The 21,972-nt window shown below is 43.1% G+C and carries 20 protein-coding genes; 7 read left to right on the forward strand and 13 right to left on the reverse strand.

What is annotated here, in order from left to right; genetic code table 11:
* Positions 1–95: 95 nt before the first annotated feature.
* Positions 96–1,259 carry a hypothetical protein gene (locus QY309_10735; GenBank protein ID WKZ58346.1) on the forward strand — a complete coding sequence of 388 codons (1,164 nt, stop codon included), beginning with the start codon at positions 96–98 and terminating at the stop codon, positions 1,257–1,259.
* On the opposite strand, the gene QY309_10740 is transcribed toward QY309_10735, so the two are convergent.
* The 13 genes from QY309_10740 to QY309_10800 form a co-directional block, all read right to left on the reverse strand.
* On the reverse strand, positions 1,249–2,052 hold the full coding sequence (locus tag QY309_10740; GenBank protein WKZ58347.1) for a universal stress protein: 804 nt from the start codon (positions 2,050–2,052) through the stop codon (positions 1,249–1,251). The two genes, QY309_10735 and QY309_10740, sit on opposite strands and share 11 nt — an antisense overlap.
* 3 nt (positions 2,053–2,055) lie before the next feature.
* On the reverse strand, positions 2,056–3,696 hold the full coding sequence (locus QY309_10745; GenBank protein ID WKZ58348.1) for a SulP family inorganic anion transporter: 1,641 nt from the start codon (positions 3,694–3,696) through the stop codon (positions 2,056–2,058).
* A 157-nt stretch (positions 3,697–3,853) separates the two neighbouring features.
* The gene (locus QY309_10750) at positions 3,854–5,236 is read right to left on the reverse strand and encodes a HAMP domain-containing sensor histidine kinase (GenBank protein ID WKZ58349.1); all 1,383 of its coding nucleotides are present in this window, start codon (positions 5,234–5,236) and stop codon (positions 3,854–3,856) included.
* Positions 5,211–5,900: a response regulator transcription factor gene (locus QY309_10755; GenBank protein ID WKZ58350.1), complete on the reverse strand. Its 690-nt coding sequence runs from the start codon at positions 5,898–5,900 to the stop codon at positions 5,211–5,213. The genes QY309_10750 and QY309_10755 overlap by 26 nt, the downstream gene beginning before the upstream one ends.
* A 41-nt stretch (positions 5,901–5,941) precedes the next feature.
* Entirely contained in the window at positions 5,942–6,484 is a 543-nt protein-coding gene (locus tag QY309_10760; GenBank protein ID WKZ58351.1) for a PepSY-associated TM helix domain-containing protein, read from the reverse strand.
* Between the two features lie 47 nt (positions 6,485–6,531).
* Entirely contained in the window at positions 6,532–7,371 is an 840-nt protein-coding gene (locus QY309_10765) for a DUF2490 domain-containing protein (GenBank protein ID WKZ58352.1), read from the reverse strand.
* A gap of 4 nt (positions 7,372–7,375) precedes the next feature.
* On the reverse strand, positions 7,376–9,337 hold the full coding sequence (locus QY309_10770; protein ID WKZ58353.1) for a hypothetical protein: 1,962 nt from the start codon (positions 9,335–9,337) through the stop codon (positions 7,376–7,378).
* Positions 9,338–9,448: 111 nt separating this feature from the next.
* Complete coding sequence (locus QY309_10775) at positions 9,449–10,552, reverse strand: serine hydrolase (GenBank protein ID WKZ58354.1); 1,104 nt, start codon at positions 10,550–10,552, stop codon at positions 9,449–9,451.
* Positions 10,553–10,561: 9 nt separating this feature from the next.
* Complete coding sequence (locus QY309_10780) at positions 10,562–11,119, reverse strand: hypothetical protein (GenBank protein WKZ58355.1); 558 nt, start codon at positions 11,117–11,119, stop codon at positions 10,562–10,564.
* A gap of 13 nt (positions 11,120–11,132) precedes the next feature.
* The gene (locus tag QY309_10785) at positions 11,133–11,591 is read right to left on the reverse strand and encodes a hemerythrin domain-containing protein (GenBank protein WKZ58356.1); all 459 of its coding nucleotides are present in this window, start codon (positions 11,589–11,591) and stop codon (positions 11,133–11,135) included.
* 41 nt (positions 11,592–11,632) lie between these two features.
* Entirely contained in the window at positions 11,633–12,097 is a 465-nt protein-coding gene (locus QY309_10790; protein WKZ58357.1) for a nuclear transport factor 2 family protein, read from the reverse strand.
* Positions 12,098–12,099: 2 nt separating this feature from the next.
* Entirely contained in the window at positions 12,100–13,062 is a 963-nt protein-coding gene (locus QY309_10795) for a hypothetical protein (GenBank protein WKZ58358.1), read from the reverse strand.
* Between the two features lie 45 nt (positions 13,063–13,107).
* Complete coding sequence (locus QY309_10800) at positions 13,108–15,582, reverse strand: ligase-associated DNA damage response DEXH box helicase (protein WKZ58359.1); 2,475 nt, start codon at positions 15,580–15,582, stop codon at positions 13,108–13,110.
* 64 nt (positions 15,583–15,646) lie between these two features.
* On the opposite strand from QY309_10800, the gene QY309_10805 reads away from it, so the two are divergent.
* The 6 genes from QY309_10805 (at position 15,647) to QY309_10830 (ending at position 21,878) form a co-directional block, all read left to right on the forward strand.
* Positions 15,647–16,546, forward strand: a complete 900-nt coding sequence (locus QY309_10805; protein ID WKZ58360.1) for a MerR family transcriptional regulator — start codon at positions 15,647–15,649, stop codon at positions 16,544–16,546.
* 121 nt (positions 16,547–16,667) lie between these two features.
* On the forward strand, positions 16,668–17,168 hold the full coding sequence (locus QY309_10810) for a sigma-70 family RNA polymerase sigma factor (GenBank protein WKZ58361.1): 501 nt from the start codon (positions 16,668–16,670) through the stop codon (positions 17,166–17,168).
* 42 nt (positions 17,169–17,210) lie between these two features.
* Positions 17,211–18,698, forward strand: coding sequence for a phytoene desaturase family protein (crtI, locus tag QY309_10815; protein WKZ58362.1), 1,488 nt, complete (start codon positions 17,211–17,213; stop codon positions 18,696–18,698).
* Between the two features lie 4 nt (positions 18,699–18,702).
* A complete protein-coding gene (locus QY309_10820; GenBank protein ID WKZ58363.1) occupies positions 18,703–19,539 on the forward strand; it encodes a phytoene/squalene synthase family protein in 837 nt (278 codons plus the stop codon).
* Positions 19,539–20,063 carry an isopentenyl-diphosphate Delta-isomerase gene (idi, locus tag QY309_10825; GenBank protein ID WKZ58364.1) on the forward strand — a complete coding sequence of 175 codons (525 nt, stop codon included), beginning with the start codon at positions 19,539–19,541 and terminating at the stop codon, positions 20,061–20,063. Before QY309_10820 ends, idi begins: the two co-directional genes overlap by 1 nt.
* A 39-nt stretch (positions 20,064–20,102) precedes the next feature.
* Positions 20,103–21,878, forward strand: a complete 1,776-nt coding sequence (locus QY309_10830) for a serine hydrolase (protein WKZ58365.1) — start codon at positions 20,103–20,105, stop codon at positions 21,876–21,878.
* The last annotated feature ends 94 nt before the right edge of the window (positions 21,879–21,972 follow it).

Raw genomic sequence — 21,972 nt, forward strand, 5'->3', positions numbered from 1 at the left:
CAATCACGCATGACAACACTTTCACTGGCTTAAAATATTTAACATTGAGGTAACATTGGAGAATAAATTTACAGACATTTTTACCCCTGAATGTTGTGGCCGATAGGATGCTAAAACCAAACGTAACTGCTAAAAGGCGTAAGAACACCAGCGATGTTCCGTACTTGAACATGCTGGAGTGGGCCACAAAAGAACGCACCTTTCTGGTGCTGATTGGTATTGCCTTTATCATTGCAGCATTCGCCACCTTTAATGGAAAGATGGCCATGTGGTTCGGCTTTCTCTTTGCTGCCTACGCAGCCGTGGCCAATGATAGCATCCAATCGCTGGGTACATTCATTGAAAGTAACAAAGACAAAAAGTGGTATGTGCTCTGGTTGTTCACCGGCCTGATCATGCTCGCTACCATTACCTTCAGCTACATATACTTCAATGGCGATGTTACCTACCAGCGTTTGCTTGATGACAACGGGAATACAAAATATCCGTTTGATGAGGACTTCTCCTATTTTCAGATTATTGCCCCGGTTGTATTGCTTATTTTGACGCGGCTCCGTATGCCCGTTTCAACAACCTTCCTCCTGCTGAGTGTATTCAGCGCAGATGCAAGTGGAATTACTTCTGTTGTCTGGAAAAGTGTATCGGGATATATCCTAGCCTTTGCGCTCTCGTTTTTGATCTGGTACTTTGCTTATGATTTAATCAGCCGCTATTTCAAAAAACGCAAATTTCATAAAGGATGGATGGTTGTGCAGTGGTTGGTGAGTGGTTCGTTATGGGCGGTGTGGTTGATGCAGGATGGAGCAAATATTGCTGTCTTTCTACCAAGAAAATTGGAACTTTACCAGTTTATAATTTTTGTTGGCACTATATTTTTCGGATTAGGCATTTTGTTTTACCTGCGTGGTGATAAAATTCAGGAAGTAGTAAGTGAAAAGGTTCGAATTTCAGATGTACGCGCAGCAACGCTTATCGACTTCACCTACGTGCTACTGCTCATCTATAAGTTATTCATAAGCACCGTACCGATGAGTACCACATGGGTATTTTTGGGAACCATTGGTGGACGTGAAATTGCCGTAAGCCTCTCCCGCAGAAAGAAAGGAAGCAAGCATAAACGTAAAGCCCTTAAACTTATTGGAAGAGACTTCCTGTACGCTACATTAGGATTGGTTATTTCAGTGGCGCTTGCATCCGGAGCTAACCCCACCATCCGAAACAGTATTATTGAATACCTCACAAACCTATTTACTTTCTAACCAGCAAAACAGGTACACCCGCATGAACAACAGGTGGTAGTTTATCGCTATTAAAAATTCTTTCGAACAGACCCTGTTGCTGTATGGCAAAAAGAAAATCAACTTTATTTTCCCGAACAGCCTCTTCAATACCATGCTCAACACGTGGTGCATCGGTAGTAATCAGGGTGGCTTCAAAATCAAACGATTTATTCAATTTCGCAACCCATGCCCTGGCATGCTCACCACTACCTTGACTACCCGTAACCTGCAACACTGCCAACTGCTGGGCAGTTTTGCGGATTATATTCATCAACGGAGCAAAATCCTTTAAGCTAAAAGATTTCATATCGGTGGCCAACATGGCCTTGTTCGGAATACGGGGGTTATGTGAACCCGGAACAACCAAGACCGGTGTACGCGTGTTTTTAGAAATATGGGTTAGCATGCTATGCTTACCTGGTTCGCGTTCTGTATTCCGGCCTAACACAATAACGGTTGGCTTTATTTTATATATTTGTTTGATAACACCATGCCCGACATGACCAATCGCGATATCCTCTTCAACCGGAACTCCTTCCAAAGAAATCATTTCGCGGAGCGATTTCATTTTTTCCTGAGCGGTTCTGGAAAGCCGATCGAGGCTCCAGGTAACCACAACAGGATTATCTGATTCCGGAACCTCGCTCAGATCAACCACATGACTCAACACTACCTTTCCTTCTGCATGGCGTGCCAGCATAATGGCATACTGCAATGCGTTTAACGAGCAAGGAGAAAAATCAACCGGAACGAGGTACGTTAGCTTCTTCATAACTCAGGAATTACGCTCAGCCTTCGCACGTGACGGTGAGCCATTACTGTTTTTATGTCCATTCGCATTGCCTTGCTGAACAATTCGTTCGCGGTTTTTACGAATCAATTCCACATCAATATTCTTGGCCTCTGCTTGCTTTTTGAAATCTTCAATGATTTCCAATACATCATGATCAATAGTAACCGACTTACTCATATCAATGGTAACTTTTGAACCGGCATTGATTTCGCTTAGCTCTTTCTTGATGCTGCCCTTGTTAAGGAATACAACTTCTTCAGCAAGCGTAAGTTTCACCGTATCCTTACCGTCATCTACTTTTTCCTTATGAAGGAAGTGTGAATTTCTGTAACTGTTTCTAAGAATAATCACAATGGCTACAGCCAAACCAATTCCTATGCCCTTCAGCAAATCTGTAAACACTACACCCAGGATAGTGGTGATGAACGGGAGAAACTGGCTCCAACCCAAACGTGCCATTTCCTTGAATACGGAAGGCTTGGCAAGTTTATATCCCACCACCAATAATACAGAGGCCAACACCGCCAGCGGCACCAGGTTCAACACGTGCGGAATAGCGATTACACACAAAAGCAACATCATACCATGAAGAATGGTTGACAACTTGGTTTTACCACCCGACTGAATATTAGCAGAACTTCTAACAATAACCTGGGTAACGGGTAAACCACCGATTAAGCCGGAAATGAAATTTCCACTTCCCTGCGCAATCAACTCGCGGTTGGTATTGGTGGTTCGCTTATAGGGATCAAGTTTATCGGTGGCTTCAACCGAAAGCAACGTTTCGATACTGGCCACAACAGCAATGGTAAACGCCACTACCCACACCTCAGGGTTTGTAATCGCGCTAAAGTTGGGGAGCATAAATTGGCTGAAAAATCCGCTAACACTTTCTGCAACCGGAACACTTACCAGGTGCTCACCGCTTAATGCCCATGAAGGAAAATATTTTGAAGTTACTACCTGATAGATAATGGCAAACACAACCGCCACAAGCGGTCCTTGAACCAGTTTAAAAACCTGATGTTTTTTAGACAAATAAAGATCCCATAGTAAAATAATTCCTAAACCGGTAACGCTGATCAGCACAGCTGCAGGCGTAATAGCCTGTATCATAAAGTACAGTTCAGAAAATGTATTGTGTCCATCGGCTTGAGAAAACGCCATGTCACCTTCGTAATCAGCATCATACCCAAATGCATGCGGAATTTGTTTGAGTACGATGATGATACCAATTGCAGTTAGCATACCCTTGATCACTGAAGTTGGAAAGTAGTAGCCAATGATACCGGCACGAACTAAACCTAAACCAATTTGGAGAAGACCGGCCAGTACCACCGCTACCAAAAAAACTTCAAATGAGCCAAGTTGCTGAATGGCTGCTAATACAATTACGGTCAGGCCTGCGGCCGGACCACTTACACCCAATTGTGAATTACTGATTGATCCTACTACAATACCCCCAACAATCCCGGCAATAATTCCTGAAAATAGTGGCGCACCACTGGCCAAGGCTATCCCCAAACACAGGGGTACAGCCACAAAAAACACCACCATACTGGCAGGAAAATCGTAACGGACAGATGAAAATAAACCTTCTCTTTTGTATGCTTGCTCGCTCATAATCGCTCAGTTTAACAGGCTACAAAGAAATAAGCTGAGTATTAGTCGGGCATTAACCTCACATTATAATCGGATTAGAAGTGTTTCAGGATACCGCTTTTAATGGCTTAAAGGCAAGATCAGATTATAATAGAATTAAACTGAGATTAGAATAAGATTAGAAAGGTGATGACCCATTTTTGAATTCCGGAAGGGTAATGATAACCGTAGTTCCCTTATTCAAGGCGGAGATTACATTAAACTCGCCTTCATGCAGGTCAATAATTTTTACAGTAAGCGGAATGCCTATGCCCGTACCCCTGATGTTGCGTACATTATCGGCCCGGAAGAAGGGCTGCGGTAATTTTGGAATATCTTCCGGAGCAATACCAATACCCTGATCCTTAACTGAAATCTTTACTTTGAAATTTTCATACTCTACCGAAACCTTTACCGGAGCTCCTGAAGAAAACTTACAGGCATTATCGAAAATATTTATCAAAGCCGTAACTAACAATGTGCGATTTGCCTGGATGTAAACGTGTTGAAAGGCATTGCTCAAATCCTGATCAAAACTCAATTGATTATCCGGATCCAGCAAATCAAATTTCTTCTTCGTTTCAATCAACAAGCTGGCCACCGTCATGACTTCACGTTTCAACTCAGCAGGATTGTAGCTAACCGCTGAAAGCTGCAGCAGGTTATTCACTAACATATTGAGTCGATCAGCCTCGGTTTGGATGGTCCGCAGGGCCTCCTGGTATTCTTTTGGCGAACGCTCCTTATCTAATGCAAGATCAGCCTCACCCATGATACTGGTTAATGGATTACGGATTTCATGAGAAGCATTCGCAACAAAAAGTTTTTGTGAACTAAATGCATCATCCAGTCGATCAAGCAACCTGTTGAAGGCAATAGCTAATTGTCCAATCTCATCATCAGGATTGAACACCCGTAATCGTTCATGCAAATTACTTACACTAATGCTATTTGCTTTTCGTATTTTCTCTGAGATAGGCCGAAGCAACCTGCCGGTAACTGTATGACTTAAGAAGATCATCAAGGCAATGCCTGAACACATAGCCACCGCCAGGATATTCCGTAAATTCTTTTCAACATTAATACCGATCAAATCAACAGCTGAAATAATGACCACATAATCTCCACCGGCCAAATGAAACAGTTTGCCAGCACCTTGTCGGTTTTCGTTCAGGTATGCAGCCACACCTTCGCGTAATAATTCATCCAAAAACTCAGCCGGGTATTGATACTTCAACGAATCACGCCATCCTTCCTTCACCTGAATTACTTCTTCAGTTTCTTCAGGCAACACATTCAGAAACTGCTCGCGGATTAGTTCATAGGATTGCTCAGTTAAACTTTCCCGCTCCAAAAACATTTTTTCCGTAATGTCAACACGCCTCAGCAACCGAATATTGAATTCGCGTTCGCGGTATTGTGAAGAGAAAAAGTACACCGAGATACCCAGTGCGAACAACACCAATGAAGAGGTGATGGCAAAAAAAAGTGACAGCCTATTCCGGATTTTCACGGCTGACATCTTTAATGGTGTATCCCATACCCACCACTGTCTTGATTAGCGGATGCGGATGACCATGATCAATTTTCTTCCGGAGATAGTTGATATAAACATCCACTACATTGGTGCCCAGGTCGTGGTTTATGTCCCAAACGTTTTCAAGAATATCGGTTCGGGATACCACTTTATTTTTATTCCCCAGCAAATATTCCAGCAACCGGTATTCGCGCGCAGTGAGTTCGATTCGTTTACCACTACGATGTACCTCCTTAGCATCCGCATCCAGAACCAGATCATCGATACTCAGTGTTTTGCCTACGGCCATTTTTCTTCTTGATAGCGCACGAACGCGCGCCAACAACTCACGAAACTTAAACGGTTTGGGCAAATAATCATCCGCACCCAAAGAAAGCCCTTCAACAATATCATCGGTCGTACCCAGCGCTGTAAGCATCAACACGGGTGTTTGATTGTCATATTCTTTTCGAAGCTTGGTGCACAATTCGAGTCCGCTCATGCCCGGCATTACAATATCTAAAATGATTACATCATAATCATCACTCAATGCCATGGTTAACCCGGTGGTACCGTCAAATGCCTGAACGACCTGCATGCCGTTCTCTTCCAACCCTTTTCGGATAAAGGCGGCTACGTGTTGTTCATCTTCAATGAGTAATACTTTCAAAACGCAGGTGTGTTTTGATTACAAGTTACAAAACCGCCTATTTAACTCAATAGAAATAAAAAAATGAGTGGAAAGATGAGACCCGCTAATGCCAGTTTCCAACCTCTACGCTTAAAGCTATGCTCACCTTTTGCGATAAACATTCCGGTGATGGCAATCACCAGCATGGCCGCACCAAAAATATCGGAATAATAAATCCACCACTTGCTGGTATCCACATGCAAAATGGTCATTTGACCAAGCACCGGGGTTACTTTATAATGAACCACTGTTCCCTCACCGGTGGTCAGATCAACATCCACATCATGATTTACATAGGATATTCGAAGTGATGTTCCGTTTACGGCAAACCTTCGCAGGTTATCGTCAATTTTTTGCTGATCAGTGAAAGAGGCGATAAAAGCATCTGTAACGGAATCCTTGTGGATGGGTGACATGGTGAATTCCCGAATATCCGCTTTATAGCGTCTGGGGTGCCAATCCTGGCGGTGGTTCAAAAAAATTCCTGAAAATGAAAATGCGATGATAAGCCCCAGGTAAAAATAGGCAATGTCGCGGTGGGTATTACGAGCCGTAAGTTTCATGATTTATAGAAATTTAAAGCCGCGAATATAAGTCGAAATTTCAAAGGCTAGTGATGCCCGAATGGATCAATCGCACTTACCGGCTGTCTTGAAAGATTCTTTTTTTGATAGAAATCAAGGCTATGATAGAAACTTAACCGCAACATGTGACGGTTTTCATACCTGAAAGGTGAGCCACTGTGCCGGAACGACCATTGATACCCCAATTGGAACTGCATATTTTCATTCAGAATATACCCAAGTCCCAAAAAAATCCGGTTATCTTCCATGTGATCATAAACAACCGGCTTTCCTGCCTGTATGAAGATCTCCTCATACATGGAAAGGAAGAGGGTTTTGTTTACCAGCTTGTGATTGTTAAGCGGATAATACCCTAAAATTTTGTAGCGAAATCGGTATGATAGCTCAAAGGGTGATTCCTCAACAAAATCCCTTCTCCACCGCTGTTCTAACCGGATCTGGTGATACACTTTTAGCCGATCGAATGGCGTGATGAATAGAAATTGCTGCCAGAACCGGAACTGCGGAACAACCTTATCGGTATTGGGTTGCTCAGGATTTGCGGACCAATAAAATGGAGTAACGATACCGCCCGTTATTTCAAAATTCTTATTGACAATATGCGACAATCCAAAACGCAGGTAAATCTGTCCCATCTGGTCAATAAATTCCTTTCTTCGCAAATGGTATTCGCCATAATAATAGAGGCGTTCTTTAATTCTGTATTTGGTATAAAAACCTAACCACAACTCCGATGAGTTTACCTTTTCCTTCTGTTCGGGAATAGTTTGGGCAGCCAAAAATACAGGCCAACACAAACCCACAAGCAGTACGCCAATCACCACCCGGAACCATAAATATTTGCTGCTTAGAATCATACTATTCATAAAATCACAACCCAATAAGTTTTCGAATTTCTTCCGGAGAGGCTTTGGGCTTTATTTGTTTTTCGAGTTGCGTTGTATTTTGTGTACGAAAACGAATGAGTAGCTTTTGTAATGCTTCCACGTCAGCTAGTTGCTGTTCCACTGCCTCAGCCTTGGCGGTATCGGTTATGTTTTCCATCATGGATAGGAACAATTCTTCCGCTACCTTTTCATATAAACGTCTTTTTAATTTGGTATCCACGTACGTGAACGTGTATGGATCGAGGCGTGATTCGGTGTACAGTACATCAATGGAATCACGCATGGACAATATATTTCCAAGTTTCTCAGGAAAAGACTGAACAACATCCAAAAAACTTAAAATATCATACCCAATGGCCAGCTTTTCCTCAAAATCATTGCTGGCCGTATAACCGCGCTTCAAGTGATTGAATTCAGTATTTAAAAAACGTCTGTTGAAAATAGATGTATAATATTGCACCTCTGCAACTTTAATTTGTTCATACTGATTATCAATTTCTGCTTTTACATTTAGTATGATACTGTCCAATTTTTGAAGTTGAAAAGATTGCAGAACCGTTTTCAATTCCTCATTCACATAACTTACCACCTGATCAACCTGATCGCGCTCTTCCTCTATCCGTTTCCGGAATGAGGCTATATTGGTAACAGCATTTTGCTTATATGGAAGCACCTTTATATTCACATTATCATTGTACGTGTAGCGGATGGAGTCCTGTGCAGGCCATAGCGAAGATCGCTGGGAAAAATAAATCTGCGGATCGACCCATTGAAATTCGGAACTTGACACAAAAGCCGCGATATCGTAGAGCTTGCGAAGCTTCAGTGGGTAATTCTTCAAAAATTCATAACTCCACGCCAGCGAATCGCTTTGTTGATTGCTGAGTTCGAAAAAATTCTTGTTCCTTACCCGGCCAAGATTAAAGGTAATCGAATCCAATACAATCCTCAGCTGATCAATGTCGGGCTTATCAGAGGCTGAACCAGGAAAACGAAAACGTGCTGTGCCAAATACGGACTTTTGTTGATTGCGAAATGCAGTATCAAGAAAAAGAAATTCACGAATAGCTGTTTGCAACACTTCATTACCTGTCTGTTGCGACTCAATTTCAGGTGATGAAGCATCGTAACCCATGTCAAAAGGCAGTTCGTGAAGGCTGGTATCACGATCAAAATTACTATCCGATTCATCTTTCAGTTCCTGAAGTTTGGAGACAACATCCTCAAAAACAATCCATTGAATCGTGTCATTATCTTCCCTTTTTGTTTTCACCAACGAAAGCAAAAATCCGTGGTCATACACACGAATCTCTTGAACACGAATAGAGTCTTGCCAATAATCCAACTGCCAGGCATCATGCAAAAATCCAGCATCATCAAATCTGCCACGAATTACTACAGGCAACTCTGATTTCCGTGAAGTGAATTGAAAAGCATCCACCAGAACACCATTCGAAAACCGCAATGATCCTTCGGCCAGCATGGCTTTACGTTCTCCCTGTTCAAAAACATTTTGTGTAAATGTCCATTTTCCGTCTGGTTTTCCTTCCTTATAAAGAGCATCCAACGAACTAAACTCACTGGTAAGGCTTGTCTTTACGTTAAACTCGTTTACATCCGACACCCATACTTTATGTTGCTGATATTGATAATCCCAATCGCCTTGCTTTGCATTTTTGTTAAATGCGCCTTTCCATAAAATTTTTTCAAAGCTCAGGCTGTCTTGTTGTCGGGATGTAGTGGCTGATAGTTGATAATTACCTTGTAAAATGCGGTTGCCACGCGACTCATAGTACTCATATTGAACGGTTGCGCTATCCCCACTCACCAAGGGAACTTTTCCCTGGTATTGTGAAATTTTCTGCGCATATGCGCCAGAAGAAAGCGTTGAAAGGAAAATCAACAGAGTAAGCCAACGTACATTCGTTTTACAAGCACAATTCATCGGCATCTTGATTCTTTCTGCATTTTAAATACAAATAACCCGGTTGAGGGCTGCAAAGTTAACCAAAATCTGATGACCGGCCCTGAGACCTAACAGCTGGCCGGATAAAATCTATTTTAAGTTTTTCATCAACGAAAAACACAACTGATCGATTTCATCAGCCTGTTTGTGAAAAGCAGAAATATTTGAGAGAATAATAACACCTTGACGTTTGTTTACATTCAACGCCATGCATGAACGATAACCACCCGTTGCACCATTGTGCCAATGCCACACATCGCCCGACTGCTGTTTGCGCATATGCCAACCCAGGCCAACTTCGGAAGTTGAATTTGACTTAAATGTACTTTTCCGGGTGAGTGCCAACTCAACATTTGTGGAGTCAAACTGTGCCTGCGCAAACAGAACCAAATCTTTTACAGAGGAATAAATGCCACCTGCTCCAATCAGTGCACCAAGATCCCAGTTAGCCGTTTCAGAACCACTTTCGTTCCTGCCTGCTATCAACAAATCGGAAATATCTTCTCGTTGAGTGGTTGATGAATTCATTTTATATTGTTTAAAAATCAATTCATCTACAAGTTGCTGATACTCCTTCCCGGAAATTTTACACAACACATGACCTAGCAAACCAGCTCCAAGATTGGAGTAAGAACTTTTAGTGCCGGGCGGGTATTCATATTTTAATTCCTTGATTAAATATTCATTCAATTTCTCTTCATCATAACTTTTATAAGGATTAGACGGATTGAACAACGCACCCATCATAAAATTGGATGGCATACGGGGCAAACCCGAGGTGTGGTTTGCCAATGAACTAAACGTGATTTTAGCATCTTGGTGAAAAGGAATATCGACATGTTGATCTAACGTCTCATCAAGTTTCACTTTCCCACTCACAACATAGTTTGCCAAAATAGTTGCCGTAAACACTTTGCTGATAGACCCAATCTCAAAAACCTTTGTCGAATTCTCTTCAGCCTGAAGCATACCGTTAATCCTCCTCACACCATAATACCGGATCGTATCCTGATCAATAAGCGCCATAGAGACCTGCGTTTCATCCGGAAAAGTTTTCAGGTGGTTATGTAAAAGTTTGATCGCTTCTGCGCTTAATTCAGCTGGTTGTAATCCATTTTGTGCTTCAGAAACCTGACTGTTGCTGCAACCAATACTAGCTAGACCTATTATCAATAAAAGTACCCCACTTCGCATATTGAGACGTTATATTCCAAAAAACATAAGAATAACTGTTACTATTAGCTGAGGAATAACAAAATTTAATATTGCTATACCAAAGCTAAAACCTTGCATATATGATAAGCCCTTGATCAAAGTCCTTATTGTAAGAAACATACATATAAAGTAAAGGGCACCATTGATTTCCGAATATAGAAAGTTATTACTGATTGTGCCTAAAACGATTGAATAAAGAAGCAATATACACTGCGGAATTAATGCCACCGCAAACACAGTATCAATCTCAAATTTTGTGGCTTTTCCATTCCAGATTCGTCCAGTAAAGTAAACAACATTAATCCAGATAAACCGATACAAAAAAGCAAACAAAACTCCTGTTAGAACCAAAACACCAATCGCTAAAATCTTGTCTTGAATTTTATCAAAAGACTCAGAAATAAGGTAATGAAAATTACTTTCAATGGCACCATTTATTCCAAATACAAAGTAGAACCAAAATCCATATCGAGTCACCCACCGCTTATGCTTTAGTTCGTCAAGCGATGAATTAAATCGTATAACAAGATCAAGGATCAATCTCACAAAATTTGTTAAGCTAACGCCAAAACTCATCTTCCCAAGCGGTAACATCAGCTCCTGAATTATGATGACGCTCGCATTCGGCTAACTGCTCGGCTGTGGCCACATCCTGTATTTCATTAAACAACACGCGCTCTTCAAAGCGGATATGCTTTTCAAGTTCAGCTTCCAATTGACTTAGCACTTGTGAAACATCCGTGGTTTGCATGAACAATTCTTCAAGGCTCCGGTGCTCCAGTATAGCTTGTTGTACGTGAGGATGTGTGTTCCCTAAAACCGGAAAAACAAATTCCTCCTCAATCCGAAAATGTTCAGCCAGATGCGCTTGCCAGAACCAATCGGCATAACTTTTTATGCGAAGTGGATCGATTTGCCGCTTGAATCCTTCCCGGATTTTCCAACAAAGCAACAGACCATGATGATGGTCGCGACTTAGTGGTTGAAGTGAAGCATGCCGTTTGATGGGTTGGCTCATGGTGTAAGTTAACACCTGTAATTAATTCGCACAAAAAGTTATCACTTTTCTAACGACTCATATACAATGGAAACAATCCGCCACTCGACTTTAAAGCGGATTAAAGAAAATTGATCATATCCCTTCCATCGCATGAGGTTTTCATCCGTACCGAATGCTGCTTCATACTTCACCCAGGCTTGCGCAAGGTTACCCTTCACAGTTATTTCATGACTGATCATTCTCTCTTCAAAAATCGGTTGGCTATCCGGACCCTGAGGTGTCTGATCGATGAATTCATCGATTGACACTGAGAAAATTCCCGGAACTGAATCTGATTCAGTCTGCCAGATGGTTGTCAGCGAAGCGTTGTCAATAAAAAATGTTTTGTACTTAATCCAATCACGATCCGACATGATTCTATAGTAGTCTCCCAAAAAAACCTCAATATCTGACACCTCATACTGCTTTGTCTGAACACAAGAATTGAGGATTACATAAGGGATTAGCAGAAGATAAAATCTCATTCTCATTTACTGGTCACCTTCTCGATAAATACTGGAGCCAATTGCGATTTGTAGGTTGAATCCGTGAGTTGCTTCACCTCTTTGGTCTTCCAATTCATTAAAAAAATATCATAACGACTTTCTGCTGCATCTGAACCATTGTAAACAAGCCAGTTGCCATCTGAACTCCAATCGTGCCAACCTTCAGATTCAGGATTTTCCAACAGCTTCCATTGCCGGCTACCATCGGGCGTAATGGCGAAGATGCTGTTCCTCCCATCTTGCTTTGACACATAAGAAATGAAATTTTCTGTAGGATGCCATTTAGCCGACCCGGCTTTGTAACCATATTCCTTTGCTGATGGATTATCCATCGGATAATGTGTCAACTGCCGCAAGTTCGTTCCGTCAGCATTCATCAGGTATAATTCTTCCGGTGTGGTCCGGTCGCGTTTGTTCTTTTTATAGCTGACGACAATCTGCTTCCCATCTGGTGAAAAACACGGATCACGAAAGAAGGCAGCCGTATCGTTGGTGATTTGTGTGTATGTTCCATCTTCCGTATTGATAATGAAAAGCTGAAGACGAGTGTATTGATCTGGCCGTGCCGACACAACCATTTCTTTTCCGTCATTTCGACTGCTCATCCAACTATCCTCCAGGCGAAGGTCACTAACCTTTCTCAGGTTGTTGCCATCTGCATCCGACTCATATAAGAAAAAGTGTCGGTAAGCTGTATCGCGGTCGCTTATAAAAAACAAACGATTTTTAAAGGCATAGTAAGTCCAGGCCACATCATCGTTGTTGGTAATGTTCTTCTTGCCCGATCCATCAACGTTCATGTGCATAATCTCCCAATCATCTTTGGTTGTATCGGGTATGTGAATGTTGTACGCGATTGTATATAACTTTTCTGAAGCCTTATCTGAAGTGGTGCACGCGCTGATGAGCCACGTGGCTAAAGCCATAAAACTCAGGTATTTCATAAGGATGCGGGAGGTTGGTTAGTACACCTAAGGTACTGAAATTACTTACTCCTTATACTCCACCGTCATCTTTTGAATGCGATCCTTTAACTGTTCACTGGTCAGCTTATCGCGGCTTAGCCGGTCAACCATAATCGGGAAGGCAAAAGGCGTGGGCTTGTCGGGGTGGGTAATGATTATTTTTTGTTGGTTTATTCTTTCCAACGCCTTTCGCAGACGCACTTCTTCCAATTGAAAGTCCATCACCTCCTCATACGCTTGGCGAAACAATAAGTTGTGGGCTTCATATTCATGAAACACTTCAAAAAACAACTGCGATGATGATTGCAGGTGGCGGTCTTTAATTGGCTTGCCGGGATAGCCTTTAAATACAAGTCCGGAGATGGCGGCAATGTCGCGGAATTTTCTGCGAGCCATTTCTGTAGAGTTGATGCTGGCATGAATATCCTTCATTAAATCTTCCGTTCCCAATACGTTGGTTTCCACAGCCTCTTCAATGGGTATTTCCTGATCGCTGAGTAATTCAAAACCGTAATCGTTCATGGCAATCGAAAAAGTGATCGGTTTGATCCGTGCAATTCGATAAGCCACCAATGCCGCCAACCCTTCGTGCACAAAACGACCTTCAAACGGATACATCACCACATGATGTCCTTCCGAAGTTTCAAAACACTCAATTAAAAAATCCCTTTTTGTTGGAAGACGGGAACGCATCCGTTGAAGATCAAAGAGCGGCTTCAAAAAACTTAGTTCAACGGCATGCTCTTTTCCCCGTGCCACTTCATCAAGCTTAAGGCGGATGAGTTCACTCAATTGTGATGACAACGGCATTCTTCCACCCTGCCAGGAAGGCACCAAACCAGATTTTCGTTTACTCTTGCGCACCTGCGCTTCCATATCTTTAATGCGCACCAGCTCCAACACCTGACCGGCAAACCAAAAGGTATCACCAGGATTAAGTCGCGAAATAAAATACTCTTCAATCGTGCCGAGGTATTTTCCGGTGACAAATTTTACATTAAGGGATGTATCGCCTACGATGGTGCCGATGGATAAGCGATGACGTTGTGCAATTCTTCTGTCCTCCACTTTATACCGGCCATCTTTTTCGATGATGACTTTGCGGTATTCATCGTAAGCCTGTAATGAATCGCCCCCGGTGGTAATAAAATTCAGCATCCACTCCCATTCTTCATCGCTTATGCTGTTGAAACTAAACGTAGAACGGATTTCTTTCAAAATCTCATCCGGGTAAAAACCATCCGATACAGCCAGCGTAACTAAATACTGCATCAATACATCGAACGAGCGGATGTAGGGAATGCGTTCTTCCACAATATTCTTTTCAATGGCCTCACGCAAAGCAGCCGCTTCCATAAGTTCAAGTGAATGGGTGGGCACAAAATAAATCCGGCTCGTAGCACCGGGCTGGTGGCCACTGCGACCGGCACGCTGAAGAAACCGGGCAACACCTTTCGGGCTTCCCACTTGTATCACCGTTTCTACAGGGCGAAAGTCAACACCCAAATCCAAACTGGATGTACAAACCACTGCCTTTAATTTTCCATCATACAATTGGTCCTCCACCCAGTTGCGCATCTCCTTACTAATGGAGCCATGGTGCATGGCAATCAAGCCGGAAAGCTCAGGCGCTTTGTCCAGCATTTTCTGATACCATATCTCTGCAAATGAGCGGGTATTGGTAAAGATGAGTGTACTCGTACTTTTCTTTACAATCTCCACAACTTTATCGAGCAACTGAATACCCAAATGACCAGCCCAAGGCATGGTCTCCACTGAATCGGGAAGTATGGAAATGACTTCGATATTCTTTTTTACAGTTGCCCGAATTACACACCCCCCTTCGTCCCCCCTTGAGGGGGGAAACAAGGGGGTGCGTGGTAACAGTATTTCCCTGGCCTGCTCCATATTACCAATGGTGGCGGAAATCCCCCACACCTTCAATGCGGGTGAAAGCGCACTCAACCTTGACAAGGCAAGTTCAACCTGAACGCCACGCTTCGAACCCATTAACTCATGCCACTCATCGGCCACCACAACTTTCAGGTTCTTGAAAAAATCGGGTAAACCTTTTTGGGCGAGTAATAAATGCAGACTTTCCGGAGTGATGATGAGAAATTCGGGAGGCTTTGATTTTTGCTGCTCCCGCTGCTTGCCCGAAGTATCGCCAGAACGAACACCAACTTTCCATTGAAGTCCGAGCCCCTCAATGGCACGGTTGGCCGACAATTCAATTTCCTTTGCCAATGCCCGTATGGGTGTTATCCAGATGGCCTGCAGGCCATTGTTCCTTTTTGTTCGGTAATCCGTATGCTGATGGATAAACTCCAGTAGAATCGGCACAACAAGGGAATAGGTTTTACCGCTGCCTGTTGGAGCATTAACCAAACCACTCTTGCCTGATAAATAAGCTTGCCAGGTTTCATGTTGAAACGGAAAGGGCTTCCAGCCTTTTTCGCTGAACCAGGTTTCGGCCGGGGCAAACAGTGGTTGAGACATGAGAATTAAGTTAACCCAACATCCGGTTTAAAAAATCAAAATTGTAAACATTATAACCGATCGTGTGTTTATTTTTGAAATTGAACCGGCTATGGGGCAATACTCTATTAAAGAACTTGAGAAACTTTCGGGCATAAAGGCCCATACCATACGTATTTGGGAAAAACGCCATCACATCGTTGAGCCTGGGCGTACCGACACCAATATTCGTCTTTATTCAGATGAGGACCTGAAAAAGATCATCAACGTCTCCCTACTCAATAATCACGGCATCAAAATCTCCCGCATAGCCGATATGACCCACGAGGAGATTAACCGTAAGATTGTTGAACTCAGCGAGCAGAAATCGGACACCACCATCTTCATCGACCAGTTGATTGTGGCCATGGTTGACCTGGACGAGGAGCGCTTTGAAAAAGTGCTTTCAAGTCTGTTTCTGCGGTTCGGCTTCGAAAAAACGATTACGGACATCGTTTATCCATTTATGGAGAAAATCGGGGTGCTTTGGCAAACCGAAAACATTACCCCTGCCCAGGAACATTTTATATCTCATCTGATCCGCCAAAAACTTATTGTAGCTATCGATGGGCTGTCCACAAAACCCAATCGTACTGAGCGGGTGTTGCTGTTCCTGCCAGAAAACGAATGGCATGAATTAGGCTTGCTTTTCTTTCATTATCTCGTGCGCAAAGACGGGTACAAAACCATTTACCTGGGCCAAAGTGTTCCCATGAAGGATGTAGTAAGTGTAGTCAATGTTCACCAACCCGATATCCTTATCACAAGCATTATCAGTTCCCCTTTCGGTATTAAGATTGACGATTTCCTGAATCAGTTGTCTGATACCTTCTCCAACCAACGCGTTCTGGTTTCCGGGTACCAAACCCGCTTCCTGAACAGAAAAAATTTCAAAAACATTGAAATTTTTCACAATGCGCTGGATCTCAAGGCTTTATTAGGCTAAACCTCAACTCATTCTGTTTAATATTTAATAAAATTTATTAAACATTTTATGTGGTATTCGTGTATATATCTTGTTTTTGTTCAATCTTTAACTAAATTTGTTAAACAAAACAGACAAGACCATGACAGCACTAGAATTCGACTACCAGATTGCCAGTTTGAGGTCAACGTTAAAGACCTTCACACGCAGGTTTACTAACGACAGGGAAGAGTCGCACGACCTGGTGCAAGACACCATCCTGAAGGCGCTCACCTACCGCAACAAGTTTCGGGAAGACACCAACCTGAAAGGCTGGTTGTTCACCATTATGCGTAACACGTTCATCAACAACTACCGAAAAAATCAGCGTGCCAAAACATCGCATGATGATACCAAGGAGTTGTACTACCTGAATGTGGAGGACACCCACACGTTCAGCTCGCCTGGCTCACAATATGAATACAAAGACATCTGGAATCATGTAAACAGCTTACGCGAAGAATTACTGATTCCGTTTAAAATGCATACATCGGGTTACAAGTACCATGAAATTGCGGAGCACTTGAACATACCGATTGGAACGGTTAAAAACCGCATATTTCATGCACGCAAAGAAATTCAAAGCAAGTTGGCGGGGTATTGAGTATCTTGTATTTACTAACACTGTAACACACTCCCACCCCGCATGAAAAAAGTCGCTGTCATTGGTTCAGGCTTTGCCGGTTTATCGGCTGCAAGCCACCTTGCGCGGGAAGGATACGCAGTTACGGTTTTTGAAAAGAATTCTTCTGCTGGCGGTCGGGCTAGAAAATTTGAAGCACAAGGGTTCACCTTCGATATGGGGCCAAGCTGGTATTGGATGCCCGATGTGTTTGAACGATACTTTGCCGCATTTGGTAAAAAGCCATCCGACTATTACACGCTTGAACGTTTAAGTCCATCTTATCGAATTTACTATTCCAAGGATGATGTATTGGATATTCCCGCCAGCATTGAGGGTCTTTGCGATATGTTCGATCAACTGGAACCTGGAAGCAGTAAAAATTTGCTCAAGTTCCTGGAGGAAGGAAAGTACAAATACAACATCGGCATAAATGAACTGGTGTATAAACCCGGTTTATCCTTGCTGGAACTGGCCGACACAAAATTGATGACTGGAGTTTTCAAGCTTCATGTATTTCAATCGATATCAACCTACATACGGAAGTACTTCAAAGAGAAAAAATTAATTCAGTTGCTGGAATTCCCCGTGTTGTTTTTGGGTGCAACACCACAAAACACACCAGCACTTTACAGCTTAATGAATTATGCCGACATGGCGTTGGGCACCTGGTATCCGCAAGGTGGCATGCACAAGATTATTGAAGGCATGGTTCAGTTGGCCACCGAACTTGGTGTTACGTTTGAATTCAACAGCTCGGTTAAAAAGCTTGAACTAAATGCCATTAAAGCCAAAGGGATTATTGTCAACGATACCTTCCGTCCTTTCGATTACATTGTAGCCGGTGCCGATTATCATCATGTGGAACAGCAATTAATCCCGGAAGGATACCGAACCTATTCGGAAGATTATTGGCAAAAAAGAACAATGGCTCCATCAAGCCTCATCTTTTATGTTGGACTGAACAAAAAAATTGAGGGCGTGCTTCACCATACCCTTTTCTTCGATCAGGATTTTATTAAACACGCGGAAGAGATTTACGAGAAGCCGCAGTGGCCCACACAGCCGCAATTCTATATCAGTTGTCCGTCAAAAACAGATCCTACGGTTGCACCTGCCGGTCATGAGAATGTTTTCTTCCTGATTCCCGTGGCCCCGGGATTAAAAGACGATGAAGAAACCCGCGAACGTTACTTCAATATGGTGGTTGATCGGTTTGAACAGATGACCGGACAATCTATCAGGAGCAACATCGTGTTCAAGCGCAGCTATGCACACAATAATTTCATTTCAGATTACAATGCCTTTAAAGGCAATGCCTATGGGTTGGCGAACACGTTGATGCAAACGGCCAACCTGAAACCAAGCATCATAAACAAAAAGATTAATAACTTGTTTTATACGGGTCAGCTGACAGTTCCCGGACCGGGTGTTCCACCGTCCTTGATTTCCGGACAGGTGGTGGCAGGTGAGTTGGTGAAGCGGGACAGAAAATCAGTAACGAAACCCTAAACTTATGAAAGCGCTTTACGACCAGGTAGCCTTACGATGCAGCAAACTCACCACGCGTGCTTACAGCACTTCGTTCTCATTGGGTATTCTATGCCTGCGTAAAGAACTGCGTAATCCCATCTACAGCATTTATGGCTTTGTACGCTTTGCCGATGAAATTGTCGATACGTTTTATGATTACAACAAACGTGAACTTCTTGAGCGTTTTAAAACAGAGACATATAAAGCGCTTGAAGATGGCATAAGCCTGAATCCGATCCTGCACAGTTTTCAAGCGACCGTTAAGCAATACAACATTGATCGCTCCTCCATCGATTTGTTTTTGCGAAGCATGGAGATGGATCTTGAACTGAAGTCGTACGATAACGATGGGTTAAAGCAATACATACTAGGCTCTGCTGAAGTGGTTGGGTTAATGTGCTTACGTGTATTCGTAAAAGGTGACGACAACCTGTACCATCAACTTAAACCTTATGCGATGAGCCTTGGCTCGGCTTTTCAAAAAATCAATTTCCTTCGCGATCTTCAGGCCGATTACATTCACATGGGTCGCTCCTATTTCCCGGATCTCGACCTGGATCAATTCAACGAAGAAAAGAAAAAAGAAATTGAAGAAAGCATCCGGTACGATTTCGATGAAGGACTTAAAGGCATTAAAATGCTGCCGCGCAGTTCACGCTTTGGCGTGTATGTGGCCTATGTTTACTACCTTGCCCTCTTCAACAAAATAAAAAACACACCTTGTGAGCGCGTATTGGAAAGTCGAATACGAATTCGTAACCGGCATAAGGCAACGTTGCTCGCGTATTCGTATGTTAAACACCAGCTCAACCTGATTTGATGGAGCACGTAATTTTAGTTGACGAGCACGATCGCGCCATTGGAACCATGGAAAAAATGGAGGCGCATCAGAAAGGTGTGCTTCACAGGGCATTCTCCGTGTTGCTTTTCAATTCGAAAGGCGAACTGCTTATTCAAAAACGATCTGCTGGAAAATATCATAGCGCGGGTTTATGGACCAACACCTGCTGCAGTCACCCGCGCCCTGAAGAAACCTTATCAGATGCCGCTACGCGGAGACTCCAGGAAGAGATGGGGATAAAGGTTGATGTTGAACTCCTCTATACCTTCATCTACAAAGTGAATCTTGATGGTGGTCTGATCGAACATGAATTGGATCATGTGCTCATTGGGCATTTTGAGGGCGAGCCTGAACTTAACCGTAATGAAGCATCGGATTGGCGCTATGCGTCAATTGCTCAATTGAAACACGAAATGCAGGAAAATCCAGGTGAATTCACACACTGGTTTAAACTTATCCTCAGCCATCCGGAAATCAACGCGTTAATTCCTGTGCAGAGTTAAGGCAAATCCATAACTTATTGGCCCCAACCCCAATACGTTATGAAACGCTACATATTACCCATCCTGCTTTTAGCCCTGTGGCTTCCTGCATTCGGTCAATCCAAAGATCTTGACAAAAAACTAAAAGGCCTTGATGCCTATATTGAGCAAATTCGTAAAGACTGGAAAGTTCAAGGCGTAGCCGTGGCCATTATCCAAAAAGATAAAGTCGTGTTTGCCAAAGGCTTCGGCTATCGCGATGTGGATAAAAAACTTCCTGTAACACCCGAAACACTTTTTGCCATCGGCTCAAGTTCAAAAGCGTTTACGGCTGCCGGCATCTGCCTGCTACAAGAGGACGGGAAACTTGAGCTGGACAAGCCCATTATCAACTACCTGCCCACATTCAAGCTACACGATGCCTACGCCACCGAAAAGATGACAGCGCGCGATCTGCTTTCCCACCGGTCGGGCTTACCGCGCCATGATTTGGTTTGGTATGGCAGCACGCTTTCCCGTAAGGAACTGTTTAACTCACTCCGGCACCTCGAATTCAACAAAAGTTTTCGTGAGCGCTGGGAATATCAAAACCTGATGTACCTGACAGCCGGTGTAGTGATTGAAGAACTGAGCGGAAAAACATGGGAAGCCTTTACAAAAGAAAGAATTTTTGATCCGCTTGAAATGAAAGTAACTAACTTCTCTGTAGACCAAATGGCGAAGGGAGCCAACAGTTCGCTGGGATATATAGAACTAAATGAAAAAGTAGAAGTTACGCCTTACCGGAATATTGATGCGATTGGTCCAGCCGGATCCATCAACTCAACGGTTATGGAAATGTCTAATTGGGTTATTGCCTTGATTAATGGAGGAAAGTTTAAAGGAAACCAGGTATTGAAAGAATCAACCATTCGTGCTGTGCAGACGCCAGTGATCTCGCTTCCGGCTTCCGTTCCGCTGCAATATGATGAAGTGGGTTACGGCACGTATGGATTGGGTTGGTTCATCAACCCGTATCGCGGTAAAACCCTTGTTCAACATGGCGGAAATATTGACGGGTTCTCCGCAAACGTTGCGTTTATGCCAAAGGATTCCATTGGCATTGTGGTACTCACCAATATGAATGGCACGCCTTCAACGGCCCTCATCCGAAATAACATTATTGACCGCCTGTTGGGGTTAACACCGGTTGATTGGAATGGACGTGCCTTGGCTGATGTTAAAAAAGCCAAAGAGAATCAGGAAAAAAATAAAAAAGAAAGCGATGAAGCACAGGTAAAAAATACTACGCCATCGCACAAACTTGAAGATTATGTGGGTGAGTTTGAACATCCAGCGTATGGCGTGATCGCTGTGAAGGCAGAAAAAGACTCATTGCGTATAGATTTTCATGGGCTGTCCTCCGGTTTACGCCATTATCATTACGATATTTTTGAAGGAACAGGGCCGCGTTATTTCAAAGGTGAAAAAGTAAGTTTCATTACCAACAAGGCTGGTGAAATCCATGAGCTCCACGCCAAGCTTGAGCCTGCTGTTAAAGACCTTGTTTTCGCACGCAAGCTGGTTGTGAAAGATGTCAGCATCTCACAACTTCAAACTTATGTAGGCGAATACGATTTTGGTGGGCAGGTAGCTAAAGTTTACCTGCGGGGAGAACAAACGTTGATGCTATTCGTTCCAGGCCAACCCGACTATGAGCTAATGCCTGTTAAAGAGCACGAGTTTAAATTAAAGGCAGCCGATGGCTTCACGTTCCGGTTCACCCTGGAGGCCGGGAAAGTGACGGAAATGGTAGCCATTCAACCAAATGGAACTTTTAAGGCTAAACGAAAGTGAATCACATTTTTCGACCTGTTTTGATAGAATGATGGGGCTGACCCTGTTTTCAATATTAATTTATTGTTAATTCAATGTTTCCAACGAATGCGTT

The sequence above is a fragment of the Cyclobacteriaceae bacterium genome (assembly GCA_030584025.1).
Taxonomy (GTDB): Bacteria; Bacteroidota; Bacteroidia; order Cytophagales; family Cyclobacteriaceae; genus UBA2336.